The sequence below is a fragment of the Nocardia macrotermitis genome (assembly GCF_009604405.1).
In the GTDB taxonomy this organism is placed as follows: Bacteria; Actinomycetota; Actinomycetes; order Mycobacteriales; family Mycobacteriaceae; genus Nocardia; species Nocardia macrotermitis.
The window spans coordinates 61,543-83,042 of record NZ_WEGK01000012.1; the positions used below are offsets into that span (position 1 = coordinate 61,543).

The 21,500-nt window shown below is 67.8% G+C and carries 22 protein-coding genes; 12 read left to right on the top strand and 10 right to left on the bottom strand.

What is annotated here, in order from left to right:
- Positions 1 to 3: 3 nt before the first annotated feature.
- Entirely contained in the window at positions 4 to 348 is a 345-nt protein-coding gene (locus NRB20_RS25430) for a YciI family protein (protein ID WP_153413325.1), read from the bottom strand.
- Positions 349 to 1,044: 696 nt separating this feature from the next.
- Between NRB20_RS25430 and NRB20_RS25435 the strand changes: the two genes are divergently transcribed.
- Positions 1,045 to 2,178, top strand: coding sequence for a coiled-coil domain-containing protein (locus tag NRB20_RS25435; RefSeq protein WP_227833881.1), 1,134 nt, complete (start codon positions 1,045 to 1,047; stop codon positions 2,176 to 2,178).
- Positions 2,179 to 2,541: 363 nt separating this feature from the next.
- Here NRB20_RS25435 and NRB20_RS25440 read toward each other — a convergent pair whose 3' ends face one another.
- The 3 genes from NRB20_RS25440 to NRB20_RS25450 form a co-directional block, all read right to left on the bottom strand.
- Positions 2,542 to 3,384: an NAD(P)H-binding protein gene (locus tag NRB20_RS25440; RefSeq protein ID WP_153413327.1), complete on the bottom strand. Its 843-nt coding sequence runs from the start codon at positions 3,382 to 3,384 to the stop codon at positions 2,542 to 2,544.
- A 275-nt stretch (positions 3,385 to 3,659) separates the two neighbouring features.
- The gene (locus NRB20_RS25445) at positions 3,660 to 4,127 is read right to left on the bottom strand and encodes a YybH family protein (protein ID WP_153413329.1); all 468 of its coding nucleotides are present in this window, start codon (positions 4,125 to 4,127) and stop codon (positions 3,660 to 3,662) included.
- Positions 4,128 to 4,137: 10 nt separating this feature from the next.
- Positions 4,138 to 4,746 (bottom strand): NADPH-dependent FMN reductase, encoded by a 609-nt coding sequence (locus NRB20_RS25450; RefSeq protein WP_153413331.1) that lies wholly within the window; start codon positions 4,744 to 4,746, stop codon positions 4,138 to 4,140.
- A gap of 102 nt (positions 4,747 to 4,848) precedes the next feature.
- On the opposite strand from NRB20_RS25450, the gene sigJ reads away from it, so the two are divergent.
- Positions 4,849 to 5,739 carry an RNA polymerase sigma factor SigJ gene (gene sigJ, locus NRB20_RS25455; RefSeq protein ID WP_153413333.1) on the top strand — a complete coding sequence of 297 codons (891 nt, stop codon included), beginning with the start codon at positions 4,849 to 4,851 and terminating at the stop codon, positions 5,737 to 5,739.
- A 3-nt stretch (positions 5,740 to 5,742) separates the two neighbouring features.
- Here sigJ and NRB20_RS25460 read toward each other — a convergent pair whose 3' ends face one another.
- A complete protein-coding gene (locus NRB20_RS25460) occupies positions 5,743 to 6,303 on the bottom strand; it encodes a TetR/AcrR family transcriptional regulator (protein WP_153413335.1) in 561 nt (186 codons plus the stop codon).
- A 140-nt stretch (positions 6,304 to 6,443) separates the two neighbouring features.
- On the opposite strand from NRB20_RS25460, the gene NRB20_RS39370 reads away from it, so the two are divergent.
- Positions 6,444 to 7,316 (top strand): NAD(P)-dependent oxidoreductase, encoded by an 873-nt coding sequence (locus NRB20_RS39370; protein ID WP_319945384.1) that lies wholly within the window; start codon positions 6,444 to 6,446, stop codon positions 7,314 to 7,316.
- A gap of 38 nt (positions 7,317 to 7,354) precedes the next feature.
- Here the strand turns inward: NRB20_RS39370 and NRB20_RS25470 are convergent, their stop codons facing one another.
- Positions 7,355 to 8,050, bottom strand: coding sequence for a TetR/AcrR family transcriptional regulator (locus NRB20_RS25470; protein ID WP_153413337.1), 696 nt, complete (start codon positions 8,048 to 8,050; stop codon positions 7,355 to 7,357).
- Positions 8,051 to 8,164: 114 nt separating this feature from the next.
- Here NRB20_RS25470 and NRB20_RS25475 point away from each other — a divergent pair, with 114 nt between their 5' ends.
- The 3 genes from NRB20_RS25475 to NRB20_RS25485 all read left to right on the top strand — a co-directional run bounded on the left by NRB20_RS25475 (position 8,165) and on the right by NRB20_RS25485 (position 10,950).
- Positions 8,165 to 9,283, top strand: a complete 1,119-nt coding sequence (locus tag NRB20_RS25475; RefSeq protein ID WP_153413339.1) for an FAD-dependent oxidoreductase — start codon at positions 8,165 to 8,167, stop codon at positions 9,281 to 9,283.
- A gap of 357 nt (positions 9,284 to 9,640) precedes the next feature.
- On the top strand, positions 9,641 to 10,435 hold the full coding sequence (locus NRB20_RS25480; protein WP_319945385.1) for an ArsR/SmtB family transcription factor: 795 nt from the start codon (positions 9,641 to 9,643) through the stop codon (positions 10,433 to 10,435).
- Positions 10,435 to 10,950 (top strand): hypothetical protein, encoded by a 516-nt coding sequence (locus tag NRB20_RS25485; RefSeq protein ID WP_153413343.1) that lies wholly within the window; start codon positions 10,435 to 10,437, stop codon positions 10,948 to 10,950. The genes NRB20_RS25480 and NRB20_RS25485 overlap by 1 nt, the downstream gene beginning before the upstream one ends.
- Before the next feature lie 199 nt (positions 10,951 to 11,149).
- On the opposite strand, the gene NRB20_RS25490 is transcribed toward NRB20_RS25485, so the two are convergent.
- On the bottom strand, positions 11,150 to 12,514 hold the full coding sequence (locus NRB20_RS25490) for a cytochrome P450 (protein ID WP_406603874.1): 1,365 nt from the start codon (positions 12,512 to 12,514) through the stop codon (positions 11,150 to 11,152).
- A gap of 256 nt (positions 12,515 to 12,770) precedes the next feature.
- Between NRB20_RS25490 and NRB20_RS25495 the strand changes: the two genes are divergently transcribed.
- Genes NRB20_RS25495 through NRB20_RS25505 form a run of 3 tightly spaced genes read left to right on the top strand, consistent with a single transcriptional unit; the run spans position 12,771 to position 14,615 of the window.
- The gene (locus NRB20_RS25495; RefSeq protein WP_153413348.1) at positions 12,771 to 13,373 is read left to right on the top strand and encodes an HdeD family acid-resistance protein; all 603 of its coding nucleotides are present in this window, start codon (positions 12,771 to 12,773) and stop codon (positions 13,371 to 13,373) included.
- A 27-nt stretch (positions 13,374 to 13,400) separates the two neighbouring features.
- Positions 13,401 to 13,976, top strand: a complete 576-nt coding sequence (locus NRB20_RS25500; RefSeq protein WP_153413350.1) for a maltokinase N-terminal cap-like domain-containing protein — start codon at positions 13,401 to 13,403, stop codon at positions 13,974 to 13,976.
- A 3-nt stretch (positions 13,977 to 13,979) separates the two neighbouring features.
- A complete protein-coding gene (locus NRB20_RS25505; protein ID WP_227833858.1) occupies positions 13,980 to 14,615 on the top strand; it encodes a DUF4232 domain-containing protein in 636 nt (211 codons plus the stop codon).
- Positions 14,616 to 14,753: 138 nt separating this feature from the next.
- On the opposite strand, the gene NRB20_RS25510 is transcribed toward NRB20_RS25505, so the two are convergent.
- Positions 14,754 to 15,458 carry a TetR/AcrR family transcriptional regulator gene (locus tag NRB20_RS25510; protein ID WP_153413352.1) on the bottom strand — a complete coding sequence of 235 codons (705 nt, stop codon included), beginning with the start codon at positions 15,456 to 15,458 and terminating at the stop codon, positions 14,754 to 14,756.
- 86 nt (positions 15,459 to 15,544) lie between these two features.
- Between NRB20_RS25510 and NRB20_RS25515 the strand changes: the two genes are divergently transcribed.
- On the top strand, positions 15,545 to 17,128 hold the full coding sequence (locus NRB20_RS25515) for an FAD-dependent monooxygenase (RefSeq protein ID WP_153413354.1): 1,584 nt from the start codon (positions 15,545 to 15,547) through the stop codon (positions 17,126 to 17,128).
- A gap of 4 nt (positions 17,129 to 17,132) precedes the next feature.
- Here NRB20_RS25515 and mqo read toward each other — a convergent pair whose 3' ends face one another.
- Complete coding sequence (gene mqo / locus NRB20_RS25520; RefSeq protein ID WP_227833859.1) at positions 17,133 to 18,572, bottom strand: malate dehydrogenase (quinone); 1,440 nt, start codon at positions 18,570 to 18,572, stop codon at positions 17,133 to 17,135.
- Between the two features lie 91 nt (positions 18,573 to 18,663).
- Between mqo and NRB20_RS25525 the strand changes: the two genes are divergently transcribed.
- Positions 18,664 to 19,578 carry a LysR family transcriptional regulator gene (locus NRB20_RS25525; protein ID WP_153413356.1) on the top strand — a complete coding sequence of 305 codons (915 nt, stop codon included), beginning with the start codon at positions 18,664 to 18,666 and terminating at the stop codon, positions 19,576 to 19,578.
- A 369-nt stretch (positions 19,579 to 19,947) separates the two neighbouring features.
- On the opposite strand, the gene NRB20_RS25530 is transcribed toward NRB20_RS25525, so the two are convergent.
- A complete protein-coding gene (locus NRB20_RS25530) occupies positions 19,948 to 20,403 on the bottom strand; it encodes a VOC family protein (protein ID WP_153413358.1) in 456 nt (151 codons plus the stop codon).
- A gap of 84 nt (positions 20,404 to 20,487) precedes the next feature.
- On the opposite strand from NRB20_RS25530, the gene NRB20_RS25535 reads away from it, so the two are divergent.
- Positions 20,488 to 21,480 (top strand): helix-turn-helix transcriptional regulator, encoded by a 993-nt coding sequence (locus NRB20_RS25535; RefSeq protein ID WP_319945426.1) that lies wholly within the window; start codon positions 20,488 to 20,490, stop codon positions 21,478 to 21,480.
- The last annotated feature ends 20 nt before the right edge of the window (positions 21,481 to 21,500 follow it).

Sequence of the window (21,500 nt, forward strand, 5' to 3'; positions counted from 1 at the left end):
CGATCAGAACGAGTCCTCGACCGGCACATGGACCAACGGCCGCACCTCGACCGCGCCACCGAGCCCGATCGCCGGAATCTTCCGGGTGAACTCGATCGCATCATCCAAGTCGGTGGCCTCGACCACGTAATAGCCCGCCAGCACCTCCTTGGTGTCGGCGAACGGACCATCGGTGATCATCCCGTCCCGCACCGTGGTGGCGGTCTGGCCCGGTTGCAGATGCGCGCCCGCCAGACAGCGCGGGTCATTCCGCAACGCCAGATACGCCGCGTTCACCGGCGCGTACTCTTCCGGGCTCAGCGCCTCGTGGCTGCCGGGCTCGGGGTAGATGAGCAGTGCGTACTTCATGATTGCCTCCTGGTGTGGATCATCTGTCGCCATAGAGACGTACGGGAACGGTTCGAGGGGACACACCGCCGGAAAATTCTTCGAGGACGTCTCCGAAGTACCTCCTCGGTGGCATCACCCTATGCCCGGACCGAGCATCGAGCGCCCGGACCAGCGGACGTGGAGAGCGCTGGAGTAACCGCTTGCGGTGCTGACATTTCGATGACAGGCGTCATTGACCGCAGGCCGCCTTCTGCTACCGACCCTCAGGAGCAGTTCGAATGAGACATCGGACCAGCCGTAACGGTGTCGGCTCGAAGAGAGCAGACCTGGTGAGACCCGTTGCGCGGACAGAGCGGTTCACACGCGAACTCTCCAAGGATTGGTGCACCTCGCGCATGAGATTGGATCAATTCTGCTGCGATAGGACACCGGACAGGGGATGGCCGGGTGCGCCGGTCGCAACACCTTCGAGCGTGAATCGGGCCCCACTCTCGGCCGGACATTGGTGCAGATGACGTTTGTGGTACCAGCGTACTAACGACCCCAGTTTTCAACGCACGTTGAGGACTGCGGATCGCAAGCGTTCGGCGGGATCCATCCAAGAGGTCTGACCACCGATAACGTTCACTTATCGGTGGTCAGAATACCGCGATTCATTTCGTGTTATTACGTTGGATATGACGTAATCAACGCTACGATATTCCGGTGGCGACGATGTGTAACTACCCGGGATGTTCGCGAACCATCACCAAGAGCGGTGCGCCCGGACGCCCCTCGGAATACTGCGATCACCCCGAACACACCCGGTGGCGGGCCTGGCGTGAACGTCAACGGGTGCAGCAGGAGCAGGAAAACGTACCCGCCTCGAACGTCACTGTGACGCAACAAGGTCCGGTGACCGCGGCGCGGGTGCGGGCCGATGAGCTGCTCATCCAGTTCCGCACGCTGGCCGAACAGCTCGGCGGCACACTGCATTCCGCGGTCGCGGAACTGTCCACCCTGGCCGACCCGTCGATCGCCGAGGCGCAGGTCCAGGCCGTGCAGGCCGAGGCGGCGCGACGCATCGCGGAGGCCGAGATGTCCGCGGTCGCCGCCGAACAGGCCCGTCGCGAGGCCGAACAGGCCAGGGTCGCCGCCGAATCCGCCGCGCAGGACGCCGTCGCGGCCGCCGAGGAGGCCGAAGCCCGCATCGCCGAAGCGCTCACCGCCCGCGACGACGCCCTCGCCGAGGTGCACACCATCACCACGCAGGCCGCCGAGGACGTGTTCACCGCCCACACCGAGGCCGAGGCCCAGGTCCGCGCCATCCGCCGCGAAACCACCGAGGACCTGGAGCGAGCCCGCGAACAGGCCGACGAGCAGATCACCCGCGCCCGCACCGCCTGCGCCGCGGACATCGAACGCGCCAAACGCGAAGCGACACAGCAGATCACCGCCGCCGCGGCCGAACGCGACCTGGCCATCCAACGCGCGGCCGACGCCGAACGCGCCATCGAACGCGCCGAAGCCGCCACCGCCGAACGCGCCGAAGCCCTCGCCGACACCCGGACCGAACTCGCCCGAACCCGCACCGACCTCACCGCCGCCCGAAACGAAATCACCACCACCCGAGCCGAACTAGCCGATCTCCGCCGCACCACAGCCGAGGATGCCGCCGCCCAGCGCACCGCCCACACCGCGGCCCTGGCCGCCGCCCACCGCGACGCCGCCGACCGCCTGGCCGCCGTCGAAGACGCCCGCACCCAAACCCTCGCCCGAGCCGAACGCGCCGAACGCCTGGCCGACGACCTCCTCGCCCAATCCCGCCGCACCCCACCCCACCCCGAAACCCCCGGCCCCACAACCTGATCCACCCCATTCGCATGGGAAGTGCTGCGCCCCAGCGATCCAGGACATACCTTCACCCCGGACAACCCGCTCGTCGCCCGCGGTGACATGTTTTCCGCCGCCGGGCGGCGCATCGACTACATGCTGGTACGAGGCAGAAGTTTCGGGCCGACGCTCGAACTGCGATCTGTCGACCTGATCGGGGTCGAACCACCGTCACCGGCATCCGGCCAGGTCGGGCCGGATGCCGGCTCGCGGCCGCGAATCAGCCGGTCCCGGTACGAGATTGGCGACGCCACATCCCGTTCGTTTCCGCTCCATCTTTCAGCCTGCCGTGTGGGTTCGAACGAGGAGTTCCATCGCGGCGACCCGTGCTGTTCTCTTTCAGCGAGTGAACGCGGAGGCGTGGTCCGCGGCCCAGGTGGCGAAGTCGAGTGCGGGGCGGGCTAGTAGTTCGGCGACGGTGTCGGTGGTGGGGCCGGGAGTGTGTGCGTAGTCGGCGAGGGAGCCGAGTAGGCGGTCCGGGACGTCGGCGGGCAGACCTTGTGCGGTCATGGCGGCGCGTATCTGTTCGGGGGCGAGTTCGGCGAATGACAGGTCGCGACGGGTAGCGGTGCCGAGAATTCGGACCTTGTCGTGTTGGGTGAGTGATGCGGGGCCGGTGAGTACGTAGTGGCGGCCGGCGTGGTCGTCCTCGGTGAGTGCGCGAATCGCGACGGCCGCGATGTCGCGTTCGTGGATCGGTGAGGTGGCGGCGTCGCCGTATGCGCCGCGCACGACATCGCCGCCGCGCAGTTGCGGTACCCAGGCCAGCGCGTTGGCGTCGAAATCGCTGCAGCGCAGGCAGGTCCACGCCAGGCCGGAGGATTCGGCGGCGTCCTCGAGTGCCCGGAATCCCGCGATGAACCGCGGCTCACCGGCGGGGTACTGGACTGTCGCCGCCGATACCACCACGACCCGCCGGGCCCCGTAACGAGCGGCGTGGGACAGCAGTTCCGATGCCGATACGAGAGCGGCGCGCGAGCTGAGCAAGACGGCCTCGACCCCGTCCCATGCGTGATCGGGAATGTCGGGTCCGGACGGGTCGCCCCGCACGACGGTGGTGCCCGGCGGCAGCACCGCCGCATCCGGGGCTCGGGTGATCGCGGTGACCTCGGCCCCGGCGGCCCGCAACTGCTCGACAACGTTCCGGCCCACGATCCCGGTAGCCCCGATGACGACGTACATCACGCACCTCTTCTTCCCTGTCTTCGGCAGGTCACCGACGCAGCCGCGCTGAAGCCGTAAGACATGAGTTACATATCGAATAGTATGAAGAAGAGATTATATGAATTACATAATAGATGGAAGCGTCCTCGTCGCTGACGGCAGCGGGCGGTCCGAGGCTGGCACGCGCACCTCACCGAACGCACGACGAATCGGCGAGAAGCCCGCGACCAGGCCGGGTCCGGTCCGACGAGTTCCACCGGCTCGCCGGACCCGCCCCGCCGCGAATCAACCGGTCACGGTTCGAGATCGACGACGCCTCGGCCGGTGAGAACGTCCAACGGAACCGACACCTGATCATGCGCGATCGCCCACGTGCCCTCGATCCTGCGCATGCCGTAGGTGGCGCGAACCCACATCCCGTTCGTTTCCGTTCCATCCTTCAACGTGCCGTGCAGGCGCGCGAAGCCGTGCCCGAACGCCACCTCCCCACTCACCGTGAACCGCAGGTCGCGCAGTTCGTAGGTGACGTGTTCGAAGACCTCGAACACCCTCACCCAGTTCGCCAGCTTCGCCGCCACCCCGACGTGCTGCAGGGGCGCCTCGACGTCGAAGGAGACCACGTCGGTGGTGTAGGCGCGGGCGAGGGCGTCGAGATCCTTCGCGCGCAGGGCCTCGCCGATCTGGTCCAGGCGACGGCGGATGCGGGTCTCCTCGGACTCGGCGTCGTCGGCGTGTGAGCGAAAGTCGTTCTGTGTCATCATGATCGGCTCCTCAGGCGGTGACGGGGGACGGGTGGCGCAACGAGGACAGCGCGGTGCTCCAGGCGATCACCTGATCGAGCGTCTTGTGCAGGGTGACCTCGTGCTGTTCGCGCGGTGTGAAGGTGGTGTGGTTCTCGAAATCGGTGAGCAGCGAGATCGCGACCTGATACCCGACATCGGCCATGCCCAACGTGCCGCACACCGTCCGCAACTGCACCACCGCCCGCGCACCGCCACCGGCGCCGTACGAGACGAAGCCGACCGCCTTGTCCGTCCACTCCGCGAACAGATGATCGATGGCGTTCTTCAACACGCCGGGCATGCCGCCGTTGTATTCCGGGGTCACGAACACGAAGCCGTCGAACGGGGCGATCCGTTCGGCCCACGCGCGGGTGTGCGGGTGCGGCGACGGGCCGAACATCGGCGGCACGGATTCGTCCAGATGCGGTAGCGGGTGGTCGCGCAGATCGATCAGGTCGAATTCGGCGTCCGCGCGCCGCGAGGCGGTGTCCAGGACCCACCGCGCGATCTGCGGGCCGTTGCGATTGGGTCGGGTACTACCGAGGATGATGCCGATTCGGATCGTCGGCCGGTCTGCTGCACTGGGAGATAACGTCATGATCTTCCGACGACACAGCCACCGGGAATGTCAGGCCGCCTCACGAATCGGGTTGCTGAATCGTCGTAGTGGGTGAGGACACGACCATCCGAGGAGCCGACCATGACCGACCCGAACCTGCCCACGGTGATCGGCGAACGCCGCCGGTTGCTCAATCTCGCCTACCGGCTGCTGGGGTCGCTCGCCGAGGCCGAGGACGTGGTACAGGAAACCTATGTGCGCTGGTACGCGTTGAGCGAACCGCAACGCAGGCAGGTGCAGACACCGGGCGCGTGGCTGACCACCGTCGCCGGGCGGATCTGCCTGGATCTGCTCGGCTCCGCGCGGGCCCGCCGCGAACGCTATGTGGGCGCGTGGATTCCCGAACCGGTCCCCGGGCACGCGGACTGGTTCGGCGGTCCGGTCCCGGCCGACCCGGCCGAACGCGTCACCCTCGACGAGTCGATCAGCATGGCCTTCCTGGTCGTGCTGGATTCCATGACACCGGCCGAGCGGGTGGCGTTCGTCCTGCACGACGTGTTCCGGTACTCCTTCGCCGAGGTCGCCGATGTCGTCGGACGTACCCCCGCGGCCTGCCGCCAACTCGCCTCCTCCGCGCGCCGCCGCCTGCGCACCACACCGGGACCGACCGGGACCCGACGCGCCGAAGTGGTCCGGGACTTCAAAAGAGCATGGGAGACAAGGGATATCGAGGCGTTGATCGGTCTGCTCGACCCGGCCGCGACCGCGACGGCCGACGGCGGCGGGCTGGCGCCGGCGTTCCTGGAACCGGTCACCGGCGGCGAGCGGATCGCGCATCTCTGGATGGACATCGCCGCCCGCAACACCGCGATCACCCTGCACGAACGCACCGTCAACGGTCAGCCCGGCCTGGTCGCGCAGCTCGAGGACGACATCGTCGGGGTCTACGCCTTCGACATCACCGAGGACCGCATCACCCGCATCTGGGCGATCCGCAATCCGGAGAAACTGCGGCCGTGGACATCCCGGTGAGCTTCAGCGGTTGGTCTCGCTGGTGATGTGTTCGAACAACCCGGGCTCGATGCGGGTGCGGACTCCGGCGGCCCACGGCTCGTCTATCTCGGTGATGTCCAGTGCCGCAGCGTTGTTCAGCAACATGCCGAAGGCCAGGAACGACTTGACCGCGACCGGATCCAGCCCCGTGCTGTCCGCGACGGTGTTCCACATGTGGGCCATGCGGGCGCGCACGACCTCGCGGACCTCGGGGTCTCCGCAGGCGGCGAAACCCTGCAATTGCAGCAGCAGCGTGGTGCGCTGATCGAGCATCGCGTGGTACTGCGCGCCCATCAGGCTCAGTGCGGCCAGCCCGCCGGAGCCGGTGGCGGCCCGGGTCATCGCGTCGGTGAATCCGTCGAACGCGGTCCCGACCAACTCCAGGAACAGGGCCTTCTTCGTGCCGAACATGCGGAACACATAAGCCTGCGTGATACCGGCCTCGCGCGCGACGGCCTCGATCGACGCGCCGTGCAATCCGTGATCGGCGAACTCGGCCGCGGCGATCCCCAGCACCTGCTCGCGCCGCTGCGATCCACTCATACGCTGTCCCACACCAGCAGCTTAGTAGTTACCAACTGCTTACCGGGTCTTCCACCTCCTCGGGCGCAAAGCCGCACGCTGAGACGCCTTGGGAGCCAGCGTGGCAGCGGTTTCGTCACGATCCTGAGTAGGGTCGGGGAGTGGCGAGGATTGCGTGGCTCGGGTTGGGGCGAATGGGGTCGGGGATGGCGGGCCGGATGGTCGACGCCGGTCATGAGGTGCGGGTGTGCAACCGGACTCCCGGACGCGCCGAGCCGCTCGTAGCGCGCGGGGCGATCCTCGCAGCCACCCCGCGTGAAGCGGTCCAGGACGCGGCGATGATCGTCGCCATGGTCGCCGACGACCCGGCCTCGCGTGCGGTGTGGCTCGGGCCGGACGGTGCGCTGGCCGGAACTCCCGCACCCGGCGCGTTCGCGGTGGAATGCTCCACGATCTCCCGACCGCACGTCTTGGACCTGGCCCGGCAAGCCGCCGAACGCGGGCTCCGATATCTCGATGCCCCGGTCACCGGACTGCCCGCCGCCGCGGCCGCCGGTGCTCTGACCCTGTTCGTCGGCGCGGACCCGGCGCATCTCGACGCGGCCCGTCCACTATTGGAACCGTTGTGCGCCAACATCGTTCACTTCGGCGACGTCGGCGCGGGCACCTCCTACAAACTGATGCAGAACCTGCTCGGCTCGATTCAGATTGCCGCCACCGCCGAGGCCCTGCGCACCGCGGAACTGGCCGGGCTGGACCTGCCGATCGTCGTCGACACGCTCTCGCAAGGGGGCGCGGCCAGCCCGACCGTGGTCCGGGTGGCTCGGCTGATCCTCGCCGATGCCCACGACCACGATATCGACTTCACCGCCGCCCTGCGGCTCAAGGACACCCGCCTGGGCGTCGAGGCCGCCGACACGCTGGGCACCCCTGCGGCTCTCGGCCATACCGCACTGGACATCTTCACCCGCCTGGTCGCCGCGGGTCACGGCGATCTCGCCGAAACCAAGGTGATCGATCTGTTGCGGGAGTGAAAGGGGTACGGCGGCAACATGATCGACGCATCCGGCGATCACCCCGCGGGATGTACGGCGACGATGCCCGACAGGACCAGCTCCAGACCGTCGAGGAACTGCTCGCGGTCATCGTGTCCGCGTAGCTGGTCGGCGACCGCACGAGTGAACGGATAGTCCTCGGGGTCGAGGTTCTCCCAGGCGGTCGCGACGGAGTCCAGGAAATCCGGGCGGCTCGGATGGACGGCGCTGCGGCCGTTGGTCGCGTTCTGGCCCGCCGCGCCGAGGATGTAGTTCATCAGCGCGGAGGTCGCGGTGAACCAGGCGGCCTCGGGGACGCCCAGGGCGCTGATCTGCCGACCCAGTGCCTCGAACAGGCGCGGCGCGAGCGCACCGCTCGGATCGCGGGACATCTGGACGGCCAATTGTGTTGCCAGCCAAACATGTTCGTCGATCGCGTCGAACAGGCCGAGGGCCACCGCGTGGATTCGCGCTCGCGGTGTGGCCGAGGGATCGGCAGGTTCGCGGGACAGTGCGGCGGTCACGATCGCGTCGGTGGCCGCGGCCAGCAGTTCGTCCTTGTTCGCCACATGCCAGTAGATCGCGCCGGGACCGGTCGCCAGGCGTTCGGTCAGGGCCCGGAACGTCAGTCCGGTCTCGCCGGTGGTGTCGAGCAGATCGATCGCGGCTTCGATGATGCGTTCGCGGGACAACGCCTCGGAACGTCGCGGGGAACGAGAAGTGCGCGCAGCCATACCCTATCTTGACATATCTGGTACGTCGTTCCAATATGGAATGGCGTTCCAATGGAATGACGTACCAGCAGGTCGACCGGAAAACCCGGACGGCCGCACCCGGAAGGAGGAGCCATGAGCATCACGATCATCGGCGCCGGACTCGGCGGGCTGACCCTCGCGCGCATCCTGCACGTCAACGGCATCGCCGCCACCGTCTACGAGGCTGAAGCCTCGCCCACCGCCCGCACCCAGGGCGGCCTGCTCGACGTCCACGAACACAACGGCCAGCCCGCGCTGGCCGCCGCCGGACTGCTCGAACAGTTCCGCGACCTCGTCCTGCAAGGCCGCGAGGCGCTGCGGGTCCTGGCCCCGGACGGCACCGTCCTGCTGGATGAACCCGACGACGGCACCGGCACCCGCCCCGAAATCCAGCGCGCGGACCTGCGTCGGCTACTGCTCGATTCGCTACCCGAGGGCACTGTGCGGTGGGGTCACAAGGTCACCGGCGTGCGCGCGGTCGGGCAGGGGCGGCACGAGGTGAGTTTCGCCGACGGCTCGAGTATCGTGACCGACCTGCTCGTCGGCGCGGACGGCGCGTGGTCGCGGGTGCGGCCACTGGTGTCCGAGTCGACGCCCGACTACGTCGGCACCACCTTCGTGGAGACCTACCTGTTCGACGCCGACACCCGCCACCCGGCCGCGACGAAGGCAGTCGGCGACGGCGCCCTCATGGCACCCGTGCCGGGAAAGGGCATCCAAGCGCACCGCGAGAGCGGCGACACCCTGCACACCTACGTATCGCTGTCGGTGGCCCAGGACTGGTTCGACGGCATCGATCTCACCGACACCGCGGCGGCCACCGCCCGCATCGCCCGCGAATTCCACGGCTGGGCACCGGAACTCACCGCCCTGATCACCGATACCGACACCGCCCCGGTCCTGCGCCCCTTGTTCGCGCTGCCGATCGGCCACCGCTGGGCCCGCGTCCCCCGCGTCACCCTGCTCGGCGACGCCGCCCACCTGTCCCCGCCCAACGGTGAAGGCGCCAACCTGGCCCTGCTCGACGCCGCCGACCTCGCCCACGCCCTCGTCCGACACCCCGACAACCCCGAAGCCGCACTCACCGAATACGAACAGATCCTGTTCGCCCGCAGCGCCGAGGAGGCCGACGAAGCCGCCCGAGACTTCGAACGTTGCTTCGGGGCAAGCACTCCCGAAAGCCTGCTCGCACTGCTCACAGGAGCCGAATAGTCGATGAGTCATCCGGAGTCGTTGGTGGACAACGATTTCGGTGATGACATCCGGTCGGGAGATGAAGCCGCCCGAGGCTTCCAGCGCCGCTTCGAGAAGGACACTCCGAAAGCCTTCTCACGCTGCTCGCCGGGGCTGAGTAGCCGGTGAGTTATCCGGAGTCGTCGATGGACAACGATTTCGGTGATGGGGGCGGTCGGGATCGGATCGGATCCGCGCGACCGGCCCGGAGTCTGCGTTGCCGCTATCGTGCCGAGCACTCGACGGACGTTCGGGTCCATTCGGCGAACGCGTAGCCGCAGCCGAGAGTGGACTACCCGTTGACTTATGCAGGTAAATACCTGCATAATTTGGAGCGTGCAATCCGAACCCGACATCGACGCGGTTTTCAAGGCACTGGCCGACGGTACGCGCCGGCTGCTGCTGGACCGGCTGCGGGAGCACAACGGCCAGACACTGCGGGAGCTGTGCGAGCGGGTCGATATGGCCCGGCAGTCGTTGACCCAGCATCTCGACATTCTCGAGCGAGCCGGGCTGGTGACCGTGCTGCGGCGCGGGCGCGAGCGGGTGCACTACATCAATCCGACACCGATTCACGACATCGAACAGCGCTGGATCTCAGTCTTCGACCGCCCCCGGCTGGATGTCCTGCGCGCTATCAAGAACCAGGCAGAGGAGTACGCCATGACCACCACCGTGCCGAGCTACGTCTACGTCACCTATATTCACGCCAGCGCCGAACACGTGTGGAAGGCGCTGACCGACGCCGACCTGACCGCCCAGTACTGGTTCCACGAGAATGTGTCCGACTGGGAGCCCGGTTCGCCCTGGGAGCATCGCCGCGCCGACGGCTCCGGCACGATCGATGTCGTCGGCAAGGTGCTCGAATCCGAACCGCCGACGAAGCTGGTCCTCACCTTCGAAGATTCCCCCGAGGAGGACCGCTCGCCGTCCGTGGTGACCTTCCTGGTCGAGTCCCACCGGGACATCGTCCGGCTCACCGTCACCCACGAAAATCTGCCGAACGAGGAAATGCTGCAAGGCATTTCGCGCGGCTGGCCGTCGGTGATCGCCAACCTCAAGTCCCTGCTGGAAACCGGCAAGGTCCTCCCACAGGCCCCGTGGGAAATGGACTCGGCGGCGCACGCCTGATGTTGGACACCACAGCCTTGCGCGAGGCCTACGACTTGCTCCTGGAAGCCGCTGTCACCGTGGCAGATTCGGCCCACCCCCGGACGCCCCCGCCGGGTGAATGGAATGCCGATCGGATCCTGGCCCACGTCTGTCTCGTCACCGCGGGCACCATCGCCGCAGTGGCGGCGGTCGCGGCAGGCGAACACACCACCTACGACAATCGCCACGCTCTGGACACTTGGACCATCGACCGTGTGGCCGAACAGGCGGGCGGGTTCTCCGGCCTGCGTGACCGGCTGCGCCGTCAGGCCGAGATCCTCTGCGGCTTCGGCGGGACCGCCCTGTCCGATCCCGAACTCGACAGCCCCGTCCCACTTCTCGGACTCTCCGCGGGCGCCCTGCTCACCGACGCGGTCGTGCCGCTGCGTGGACTGTTCGGGGGCCTGGCCGACATCGAAATCCCCAACCACACTCGGCAACTGCTGGCCCTTCTGCCCGAGGGAGACCGCCATCTGACACCCCCAGTGAGGTGATCTCAGCAGGGTAGGCAATGGGTTTCGTGCCCGGTGGTGGAAGTTGTTGGGCGACACGCCGATTGGGGCGCTGGTGAGGACGTGGCAGACTCGACACGCCAGTCCCTGTCGCGGAATCCTGCTGTGCCGCACGGATTTCTGACGGGGAAGGAATGCCGAGCCGCACTCGGCGCACTCATGCGCAGAGTGCGATCGCCGGTCAGGTATGTGTCGGGGAGACCTCACGGACCGGGCCCGCCGACGCGTCGTCGCGGGGACGGGCGGTCAGCACCACCTGCGCACCGCCCGCCGGAACATGGGTGATGTTGCGGATGCGAACCTTCTCCTCGCCGACACCCGGCGGCAGCGACAACGTGTACCGCGAGAGCACCTCGCGCAGCACGACGGTGCCCTCCATCAGCGAGAAACCCGCGCCGATGCACCGGCGCACACCGCCGCCGAACGGGAGCCAGGTATTCGGCGCGACACTGCCGTCCAGGAAACGTTCGGGGGAGAACCGTTCGGGATCGGGGTGCCGCTCGGCATTGCGGTGCGCCAGCAGGATCGAGGTCGACACCACCGTCCCGCCCGGCAGCGTCCAGTCGCCGATCGTCATCTCGCGGGTCAGTTTCCGGCCCGCGCCGCCGATCACCGTGCGCCGCCGCATCGACTCCTTCAGCACCGCCTCGAGATATTTGTCGTCACCGTCCAGGGCCGCGCGGCGGGCGCGATCCTGGATCACCGGGTCGGCGGCGAGTTCGTGAAACGCCCACGACAGCGCCGAGGCGGTCGTCTCGTGCCCGGCCAGCAGCAACGTCACCAGCTGATCGCGCAACTCCGCATCCGAGAGCGGAACATCGGTCGCGTCCTGACCCGCGCCCACGGCCAGCAGCCGCGAGAGCACATCCGCGCCTTCGGGATCCGGGTCCGCGCGGCGACGGGTGATCTCGCCGTACAGCAACTCGCTCAACGCATCCTGGTTGGCGCGCATCCGCCGCCACGGGCCCAGCTCTTGCAGGCGCGGCCAGATCATGCCGAACAACATGATCGGGTTGATGTTCACGATGCGACGCAACCGTGGCGCGAACAGCTCCCGCCGACCCGGATCACGCACCCCGAACACCACCCGCATGATGACCTCGAGGGTGAGCTCGTTCATCCGGTCCAGGGTGTGCAGCGTGGCGCCGGGCGTCCAGGAATCCACGTGCTCGGCGGCGATCTGCTCGACCAGACCGCGATAACCGCGCAACGCCGACGCGGCGAAGGCGGGCATCAGCAACCGGCGGGCGCGGGCGTGTTCGGCCTCGTCGGTGAGCAGTACCGAATGCTCACCCATGACCGCGCCCAGCACCCGATTACCTTCTCCGGCATGCATATCGGCCGGATCACCGGCGAACACCTCGCGGATGTGCTCGGGCCGGGAGAACACCACCAGCTGTTCGGCGTACGGCGGCAGCAGACGCAGGGTGAACACCTCGCCGTAGCGCGCGGACATCGCGGTCAGCAGCCGCGGGCGCGCGGTCGCGTACAGCAGGGTCTGCACCAGCCGCGGCAATCGCGGGCCGGGGGGACAGGGAGTGCTCACCAGCTCGTGCCTTCCTCCGGGCCGCCATGTGGACGGACGACCGGTACGCATCGATTACCACGGTACGTCCCGAGTCGCCGCCGCCACGCCGTGGACCGGGCCGAACCGTCGCCCGGGCTCGGCTACCGCCGGGAGCAATCGTGTGGCGACTGGAATATCATCGTGATTGTCCTGATATAAACCCCTATTCCGACAACTCGGACGATCATCACGCAAATATTAGGCAACACGGCCGGATTGCTCATATCCTGTCGCTATGCCCACCTTCAGAGTGGCCGGACGCACCGATGTGTACCTCGGCGAGTCCTGGCAGGCGGCGATGGCGATCGGCTGTACCTCGGTGGCGCTCGGGGTGGTGATGATGGTGTGGCCGGGCAGATCGGTCCAGATGTCCGAACTACTCTTCGGCATCGCCCTGCTGCTCACCGCGGCCTGGCAACTGGTGCTGGCCTTCCGCGGCCGCATCCGCACCGGACTCAAGGTCGTGGAATTCGTGACCGCGCTGATCGCGATACTGCTGGCGCTGTGGTGCATGCGCAGCGGGGACTGGGTGTCGCTGGTCGCGCTGTGGGTCGGGCTGGGCTGGGTGATCCGCGGCATCGTGCAGGCCACGGTCGCGGTCTGGTCCGATCAGCTACCCGGGACCGGCCGCCAGGAGGTCGCCGGACTGCTCACCCTGCTGGCCGGGATCGCGGTCGTCATCTGGCCCATCGACACCCTCGACGCGTTGGCGGTGCTGGCGGGAGTGTTCCTGATCCTGTTGGGCGTCAGCGAGATTCGCATCGCCACCCGCATCGCCCGGCCCGACGCCACACCCGAACACGTCGGCGTGCAGGGGTTGCTGCGCTCGCAGTCCTGATCGCGGCGCACGCCGTACCGTCGGGGTATGGCCGTCATCCACCACACCACCCTCGTCCCGACCAAACTCGAACTGCTGCGGACCTGGCTACCCAGGCAGGACTGGTTCGATGGCACGACCGCGCCCGAACTGGTCGCCTCCGGCGGATTCCGGCTGGATGATCCCGCTGGAGAGGTGGGCATCGAATGCTATCTGGCGACCGACACCAGCACCGGGCGCAGCTATCACGTACCCATGACCTATCGTGGCGCGCCGCTGCCCGACGCGGGCGCGGCGCTGATCGGCACGCTCGAACACGGTGTGCTGGGGCGGCGTTGGGTGTACGACGGGCCGGGGGATCCGGTGTTCGTCGCCCAGGCGCTCGCGCTGCTGACCGGACGCGCCCGGGCCCAGGATCAGGGGCGCGATAACACACCGGACCCCGATATCGATGTCACACGTGCCGCTGCCGATACGGCGATGGCCCTTCGCGTGGTCCGGGTTCCCGGAGACGGCGATCCGGGCGACCGCCGCGGGTCGGTCAGCGGTCCGTGGCGCACACCGGAAGGGCTCGTGCGGCGCGGCGTGTTGCTCGAGGCGGTCACCGTGGACGGGAGGAAGTAGCAGATGGTGAGCAGGACAACGATTCTCGTGACGGTCATGGCCTGCGGGGTGCTGGGAGCGGTGGCGGGTTGTTCGTCGACCTCGACCGGGGCCGCGGCGACCAGCGGCTCGGACAGTGGCGTGAGTACCAGCGCGGCGGCATCCTCGGCGAGCGCTGATCCGACCACTTCGGCCGCGAGTTCGTCTCCGGTCTCCGAACCCGGTGCGGCGGTGGGGAATTCGACCGTACCCGCTGCGATCACATCCTGTGCCGGTGGGCAACTGGTGGTCAGCGGGCAGTCGATGGGTGCGGCGATGATGCATCGCGGTGTGCAACTGACCTTCGCGCTGGCTTCGGGGGCCGCGCCGTGCACGTTGCAGGGCTATCCGGGCGTGGATACCGGCGCGGGCGGGCCGGTCGTGCACGCCGCGCGCACCCCGACCGGATATATGGGCGGGCCGGGCGCGGGCAGCGTGGTGACCGTGCGATCGGACAAGCCCGCGCACGCGATCGTGGAAGCCACCGCTATGGGACCCAACGGGACCGAGTGCACGATGTACTCCACCCTGCTGGTCACCCCGCCCAACACCACCGTCACCCGGACCGTCGAGGTCGGCATCAATGGCTGTGAGCTGCAAGTACATCCGATCACCGAGTGAATCTGTGACGATGTCGCGGTACGGGTTCTCGCGGAGCCGTAGCGGTGTCGAGCGCGGGATCGACCATCCGGCCGGGGCTCAGGTGTACGTATGCCTGCTGGAGGTCGGCGACGCTGACCATCGAGCCGTGTGCGCACGCTAAGGGTGCGCAGTGTGGGCGATGCCGTCGAGTAGAGCGGTGAGACCGAAGGCGAACGTGTCCTCCGGGGTGGCGTCGGTGTCCTGGTGGATTCGGCGGGACAGGTTCGGGTGTTCGCCCTGGGCCAGGATCGTGCGGATATAGGGACCGACGGCGTGCCGCCACTGGTCCTCGGTCAGGCCCGTGGTGCGGTGTGCGCGCTGTTCGGCGAGTTGGCGGGTGGTCGCGCCGAAGATGTACGCGCCCACGGCATCCACGATGTAGGTGGCGTGGGCGATGTCGGGGGTGAGCTCGGCCGCGGCGGCCAGGGCGAATTCCTGCTCGCGCAACGAATTCGGGCCCAGCGCGGGGCGTCCGGCGATCTGTGGGCCCAGCCACGGATGTCGTAGCAGGGTCGCGCGCAGATGATGCGCCAGGGCGGTCAGGTCCGCGCGCCAGTTCCCGGTTCGTGCCGGTAAGGCTCGTTCGCCGCGCACGCGATCGATCATCAGGTCGATCAGATCGTCGCGGCCGGTCAACGCGCGATACAGCGTCGCGGTGCCCGAACCCAGGTCCGCCGCGACGCGACGCATCGATACCGCCTCGAGCCCGTCGGCGTCGGCGATCGAGATGGCCGTGGTGACGATCCGATCGATGTCCGGGCCTTGCCGTCGCGGGGAACGCGGTTCGCGCATCCACACCAGGATCGGTTCGTCCTCGGGCATTCGACCTCCTGCTCGTGGTGGCACTGCCGCCCTTTTTATGGCTACAGTGTATCCATATGCGAACATCGTAGCCATAAGGGGTGGACATGTCCGATCAACGAGTCATCATCGTGGGCGGCGGCAGCGTCGGGCTGGCCGCCGCGGTATTCCTGACCCGGCACGGCGTGACCCCGCTGGTGCTCGAACGTCAGCCGGGGATCTCGGTGCATCCGCGCGCGACCGGCCTCGGACCCCGCACCATGGAATTCCTGCGGCAGGCCGGACTCGAGCAGGCGGTGAACGAGGTCGCGGTCGACATGTCCGCCGGTGGGGCGGTGAAGATGTCGATGCACACCCTCGCCTCGGCGGATCTGTCCACGGCCGCGCCCTCGGCAGTCGTCGGAAATGTCTGGGGCCGAAGCGATCCCAGTCCGGCGCGGTTGCGTGGGGTCTGCCCGCAACATCGCCTGGATTCGGTGCTGCTGCCCGCAGCCCGCGATGGAGGTGCGCGCGTGCGGTTCTCGGCACGGGTGAACGCGTGCGCGATCGAATCCGGGGGAGTGGCAGTCACTCTCGACAACGGCGAGAGCTTCGACGCGGAGTATCTGATCGCCGCAGACGGGGTACGCAGCACGGTGCGCGAACAACTCGGCATCGACGTCGGCGGGCCCGGTGCGCTGGGTGAGCCGACCGTGAGCATCCTGTTCCGCGCCGACCTGACCCGCTACACCGCTGGCCGTCACTTCGTGAACTGCACCATCACCAACCCCGACGCACCCGGACTGCTGGTGACCATCGACGGGGAGAAGGAGTGGATCTTCCACACCCGCGCCGACGACATGACCGGTGTGGCAACGCATTTCACCGAGGAACGCTGCCGCGAGCATATTCGCGTGGCGGTCGGGGATCCGGGCGTGCCGGTGGAGGTCGTCAGTGTGCTGCCGTGGCGGCCGCGCGGACAATTCGCCGAGCGATTCGGGCAGTCGCGGGCGTTCCTGGTCGGCGATGCCGCGCACACCGTCCCGCCGATCGGCGCGTTCGGCCTGAACACCGGGATGGCCGACGCGCACAATCTGGCCTGGAAACTCGCCGCGGTCCTGCGCGGTGACGCCGGGCCCGGTCTGCTGGACACCTACGACGCCGAACGCCGTCCCGTCGCGGCGATGACGTTGGCGCAGGCCATGATCCGGCTCGCCGACCCGACCCTGCACTGGGACGCGAACGCTACCGAACGTCGCGCGGCCGCCGGCGCGCTGCACGCGCCCGTGGTGCACCTGGGCTACCGCTACGACTCCACCGCCGTGATCGACCCGAACCCGGACCTGCCCTCCACCGAGGATGTGCTCGCCGACCTGGACGGCACCCCCGGCTCACGCCTGCCACACCACCGACTTCCCGGCGGCGCATCCACTGTGGACCTGATCGGCACGCACTGCACCGTGCTGGCCGGTACCCACCGCTGGATCGCCGCGGCCTCCGAAGCCGCCGACCGGCTGGGCATCCGCGTGGACTCGCACATCATTCCATTGCCCCGCAACGAATTCCACGCCTGGGCGAGCAGCGTCGGCATCGAACCCGATGGTGCGCTGCTGGTCCGCCCCGATCACATCATCGCCGCCCGCATCCCGACCACCCCACCCGCCCCGGTTCGTCTGCTGGACCGGATGCTGACCCGCATCCTGGCCCGATGAATCCTCACACCGCATCCTCGTCGTAGTGCTGGTCCGCGGGCATCATCGTGTGCAGGATCGGCTCCCATGAATCCCTCTGCCGCGGAAAGCATCGCGCGAGTAGGTCGATCATGATCGCGGGCGCGGTGGAGGCGCCGGGCGATGCGCCCAGCAGGCCCGCGATCGTGCCGTCCGCGCCGGTGATCAGTTCGGTGCCGAAGGTGAGCACGCCGATCCGATGGGCGTCGGGTTTGATCAGCTGGGCGCGTTGTCCGGCGGTGATCAGGGACCAGTCGGCGGGGTCGGCCTCGGGGTAGAAGCGTTGTAGCTCAGCGAATTTGCGGGTACGGGTGGCCAGCAGCTGGCCGATCAGGTAGCGCACCAGCGCCAGATTCTGCGCTCCCGCTGCGAGCAGGACCGCGATATTACGCCACCGCAAGGTGGTGAACAGGTCGACGAGGCGGCCGTGCCGCAGCAGCCGGGTGCTGAAGGTGGCATAGGGGCCGAACAGCACCGATTCACGACCCCGCACGACTCGTTTGTCCATGTGCGGCACCGACATCGGCGGTGCGCCCAGCGACGCCTGACTGTAGACCTTCGCATCGTGCCGCCGCACCACCTCGGGATTGTCGGTCCGCAGGAACTGCGCGCCGAAGGGGAAGACCGCACAGCCGCGCACCTCGGGAATTCCGGCCCGCTGCAACAACTTCAGCGCGTATCCGCCCGCGCCGACGAAGACGAAGCGCGCGCGGACGGTGAAACGCCGCCCGTGTGCGCGGCCACGGATCCTCCACAGTCCGTCGGCGTCGCGACGCAGCCCGCGTACCTCGTGTTCCAAGCGCACCTGCCCGCCGTTACGGGTCATCACCTCGACCAATCCCGTTGTCAGAGCGCCGAAGTCGATATCGGTACCGGCCTCGTAGCGGGTCGCGGCGATCGGTTCGGAGTCCGTGCGCCCGGCCATCAGCAGCGGTGCCCACTCGGCGATCACCGCGCGATCCTCGGTGTACCGCATCGCGGCGAACGGCGGCGAGGATCGCAGTGTTTCGAATCGACGCCGCAGATACGTCACATCGCGCTCGCCGAAGACGACGTCCATGTGCGGGGTCGGGGTGAGGAACGTCGCCGCCTCGGGGAGATCACCGCTGCTCACCAGCGATGCCCAGAACTGCCGCGAGACCCCGAACTGCCCGGCGATCGACTCGGCCTTGGCCGGATCGTCCGGATCGGGCATGTAGTTCAGCTCGCACAGTCCCGAATGCCCGGTCCCGGCGTTGTTCCACGCGTTCGAACTCTCCGCCGCGAGTTGCCCGAGACGTTCGAACAGCGTCACCGACCACTCCGGTTGCACCTTGGCCAGCAACGCGCCCAGGGTCGCGGACATGATGCCGCCACCGATCAGCACCGCATCCAGAACCTGTTCGGCGTCAAGGGATTTCATCTCATCGGACTGCGTGGCTGGCATCTCGGAACCTCTCTGCGCGGTGTCGATGCCATCGTCCCGCCGACCATATCCATCCGTCTACGGCCAAAATGTGCGGGATTATCCTTCAGATATGGATGAGTTGCTCTCGCGGGAGATCGAGGTGCTGGTGCCGCTGCTGGCGGCGTTCGACGTCACGGCAAGCCAGGGGCACATCACCCGCGCCGCGCAGTTGCTGGACGTTCCGCAATCCTCACTTAGCCGCCGGTTGAAAACGGTCGAGAAAACCCTGGGTGTGCAGTTGTTCCAGCCGGTCGGACGCGGTATCGCCCTCACCGCCGCCGGCCGGGAACTGTTCGACCGCACCCACCACCTCGTCCGCTCCCTCGACGACGCCCTGAGCGTGGTGCGCAGCAACGCCGACCCCGACAGCGGCCTGGTGCGATTCGGATTCCCACTCACGTTGGGGCCGATCAGCATTCCCGCCCTCCTGGCCGAATTCCACACCGCCGCACCACGAATCCGCCTGCATCTTGTTCAGGCCCACGGCGAGGCGCTCGTCGAACAGATCCACACCGGCCTGCTCGATCTTGCCGTGATGATTCCCGCGCCCACCGATCTGTCCGCAATCATGTTGGGGCATCAGCGTATTCACCTCTACGTCGCGCGTGATCATCGCCTCGCCGGACGCGACGACATCGACCCGTCGGAGTTGTCCGGGGAACACTTCATCGCCAACCCGCCCGCGTTCCACCTGCGCGGACTATTCGACTCCTGGTGCGCCGCAGCCGGATTCACCCCACACGTGGTATTCGAGATCGCCGAATTCGAAGCCATGCGCGCGCTGGTCGCCCACGGTCTGGGTATCGCACTGCTTCCCGAACCCGAAACCCCGCACCCCGACCTGCACCGCATCACCCTGCGCGACGCGCCACGCCGCACGATCGGCCTGGTCACCGGAAACCATCGGCCCACCCCGGCTGTGGCGCGCCTGCACGAATATCTCGCCCGGCACGCACCGGCGCAGATCGATCACCCCGGCACTTGAGCTAGACCGCAACGCGTTTCGTGCGGCGAACCGTCGGTAGCGGCCGGGTAGTACTTGCGCGGAAAACAACGATCCGTAAAGGGCACGTTGGTCGACGGCCGCGGACCTGGCTCTCACCGGCCGAGGCCGGTCGCAGCCGACGGGCGTCCCACTTGGCCGCACTGCGGGAAATCGCTGCCCAAAATATGCCCAACGCTGAGGTTTGCACCTGAACGAGTGGCCGCGGCGGCCGTCACCGACCGCCACGTGGTGCTCACTATGTTGTTTTCCGCGCGAGTACTAGTGGGACCATTCCTGTTCGCCGGTCGAGGGTTCGGCAAAGGCGTTCAAGCAGCTCTCGTAAACGGCCCGGACCTCGGATTCGCCCATTCATTCGCCGGTCGGCAGCATTCTGGGCGTTCGGTTCTGCTGCAGTTTCACGCCGTCCGGCGTGACCGGTGTGTACAGGTTGATCGGCGAGCCTTCCGGGTCGCGGATGATGACCGACCGGTTGCCCCACGGCATGGTCGTGGGCCCCTGCACGACGTCGAGCTCGTCGCCGTATTCGGCCCGCAACCGGGCGAACAGCGCCTCGACGTCCTGGACCAGGAACTCGAAGAAGGCCGTGTTGTTCGACTTGGCGCGGGGGGTGTTCTCGGTGATGAACGCGACTCGCTCGGGGGTGCTGAGCGCGAATGTCGCCGACGGGGTGACCACTTCGACGAAATCGTCCGTGAGGTACTGCGCGGTCACCCCGGTCAGGACTTCGTAGAAGTGGACGAGGTGTGGCAGGTCGTCGGTGATGAGTCTGATGGACGCGAGTTGAACTGTGTTGGTTTCGGTCATGGCCGCAACGCTAGCCACGATAGGGGGCAGAACTTGTCCACTATTCGAGGCAGAATCACGGGTGTGGTTCAGTCGACAGCTCGCGTGCTGGCGTTGCTCGAGATTCTGCAGTCCGGCGGTGTGCACACGATTGCGGAGTTCGCGGAGCGCCTGGGCGTCGACAGGCGAACCGTGCGTCGTTACGTGGAGCACCTGCGCGCGTTGGACGTGCCGGTGGACTCCGTGCGCGGCCGGTACGGGGGTTACCGGCTGGCTCGGCATTACCGCATGCCGCCGCTGATGCTGACCGACGAGGAAGCCCTCGCGGTCATCTGGGCGCTGCTCGCAACCGGATGGTCCGGGGCCGGCCCGGTGTCGCCGACAGCCGTGCGGAACGCGACGACCAAGGTGCGACGCGTCCTGCCTGCCGCGCTCGGTCGCCGCATGGACGCCGTGATGCAGGCGGTCGATTTCGCGGGCAACAGGATCGGCACCGCGCCTGCGCACGACGGAGCGGCCAAGGTGCTGCTCGACCTCGCCGAAGCGGCCCGTGACCTGCGGCCGGTGGTGTTCGACTACACCCCCAGGCATGGTCGCGAATCGCGCCGCGAGGTCTTTCCGCACGGCGTCGTCGCACACCGGGGACGGCTTTACCTCGCCGGCCACGATGTCGGCAAGAACGCGCCGCGAACCTTTCGCCTCGACCGCATCCGGCAGCTCCGACCGACCGACGGCACGTTCGCGGCACCCGAAGCGCACACCGCACTCGAACAGGTCATGGGTCCACTGCCACCCGACCCGTCACGCCACGAGGTGTCCGTGCTCGTCGAATCGGACGCCGAGCACGTCCGTCACTTCATCCCGGAGCTGCTCGCGGCGGTCGAACCGGTAGCCGACACCGACCGCGACGCGGGCTGGGTGCGGGTCTTCGTCCGCGCCGAACGCCTCGAATGGGTGGCGCAACGCCTGGCGGCGATAGACCGCCCGTTCGTCGTCGAACGACCCGCCGAGCTCACCGACGTCATCCGGGACCTCGCGCAACGCCTGCTCGAATACAGCGATAGTGGACAGTCGCGCCCAGGCGGGACCTGCACCTGACCGGGCCGCCCTCCCGAACG

Excerpts from the sequence above, each read along its gene's own strand:
- NRB20_RS25460 (WP_153413335.1), bottom strand. The coding sequence starts at position 6,303 with ATGAGTGGATCGCAGCGGCGCGAGCAGGTGCTGGGGATCGCCGCGGCC.
- NRB20_RS25475 (WP_153413339.1), top strand. The coding sequence starts at position 8,165 with ATGAGCATCACGATCATCGGCGCCGGACTCGGCGGGCTGACCCTCGCG.
- NRB20_RS25500 (WP_153413350.1), top strand. The coding sequence starts at position 13,401 with ATGGCCGTCATCCACCACACCACCCTCGTCCCGACCAAACTCGAACTG.
- NRB20_RS25430 (WP_153413325.1), bottom strand. The coding sequence starts at position 348 with ATGAAGTACGCACTGCTCATCTACCCCGAGCCCGGCAGCCACGAGGCG.
- NRB20_RS25450 (WP_153413331.1), bottom strand. The coding sequence starts at position 4,746 with ATGACGTTATCTCCCAGTGCAGCAGACCGGCCGACGATCCGAATCGGC.
- NRB20_RS25440 (WP_153413327.1), bottom strand. The coding sequence starts at position 3,384 with ATGTACGTCGTCATCGGGGCTACCGGGATCGTGGGCCGGAACGTTGTC.
- NRB20_RS25495 (WP_153413348.1), top strand. The coding sequence starts at position 12,771 with ATGCCCACCTTCAGAGTGGCCGGACGCACCGATGTGTACCTCGGCGAG.
- NRB20_RS25525 (WP_153413356.1), top strand. The coding sequence starts at position 18,664 with ATGGATGAGTTGCTCTCGCGGGAGATCGAGGTGCTGGTGCCGCTGCTG.
- NRB20_RS25470 (WP_153413337.1), bottom strand. The coding sequence starts at position 8,050 with ATGGCTGCGCGCACTTCTCGTTCCCCGCGACGTTCCGAGGCGTTGTCC.
- NRB20_RS25485 (WP_153413343.1), top strand. The coding sequence starts at position 10,435 with ATGTTGGACACCACAGCCTTGCGCGAGGCCTACGACTTGCTCCTGGAA.
- NRB20_RS25505 (WP_227833858.1), top strand. The coding sequence starts at position 13,980 with ATGGTGAGCAGGACAACGATTCTCGTGACGGTCATGGCCTGCGGGGTG.
- mqo (WP_227833859.1), bottom strand. The coding sequence starts at position 18,572 with ATGCCAGCCACGCAGTCCGATGAGATGAAATCCCTTGACGCCGAACAG.
- NRB20_RS25515 (WP_153413354.1), top strand. The coding sequence starts at position 15,545 with ATGTCCGATCAACGAGTCATCATCGTGGGCGGCGGCAGCGTCGGGCTG.
- sigJ (WP_153413333.1), top strand. The coding sequence starts at position 4,849 with ATGACCGACCCGAACCTGCCCACGGTGATCGGCGAACGCCGCCGGTTG.
- NRB20_RS25510 (WP_153413352.1), bottom strand. The coding sequence starts at position 15,458 with ATGCCCGAGGACGAACCGATCCTGGTGTGGATGCGCGAACCGCGTTCC.
- NRB20_RS25435 (WP_227833881.1), top strand. The coding sequence starts at position 1,045 with ATGTGTAACTACCCGGGATGTTCGCGAACCATCACCAAGAGCGGTGCG.
- NRB20_RS25445 (WP_153413329.1), bottom strand. The coding sequence starts at position 4,127 with ATGATGACACAGAACGACTTTCGCTCACACGCCGACGACGCCGAGTCC.
- NRB20_RS25530 (WP_153413358.1), bottom strand. The coding sequence starts at position 20,403 with ATGACCGAAACCAACACAGTTCAACTCGCGTCCATCAGACTCATCACC.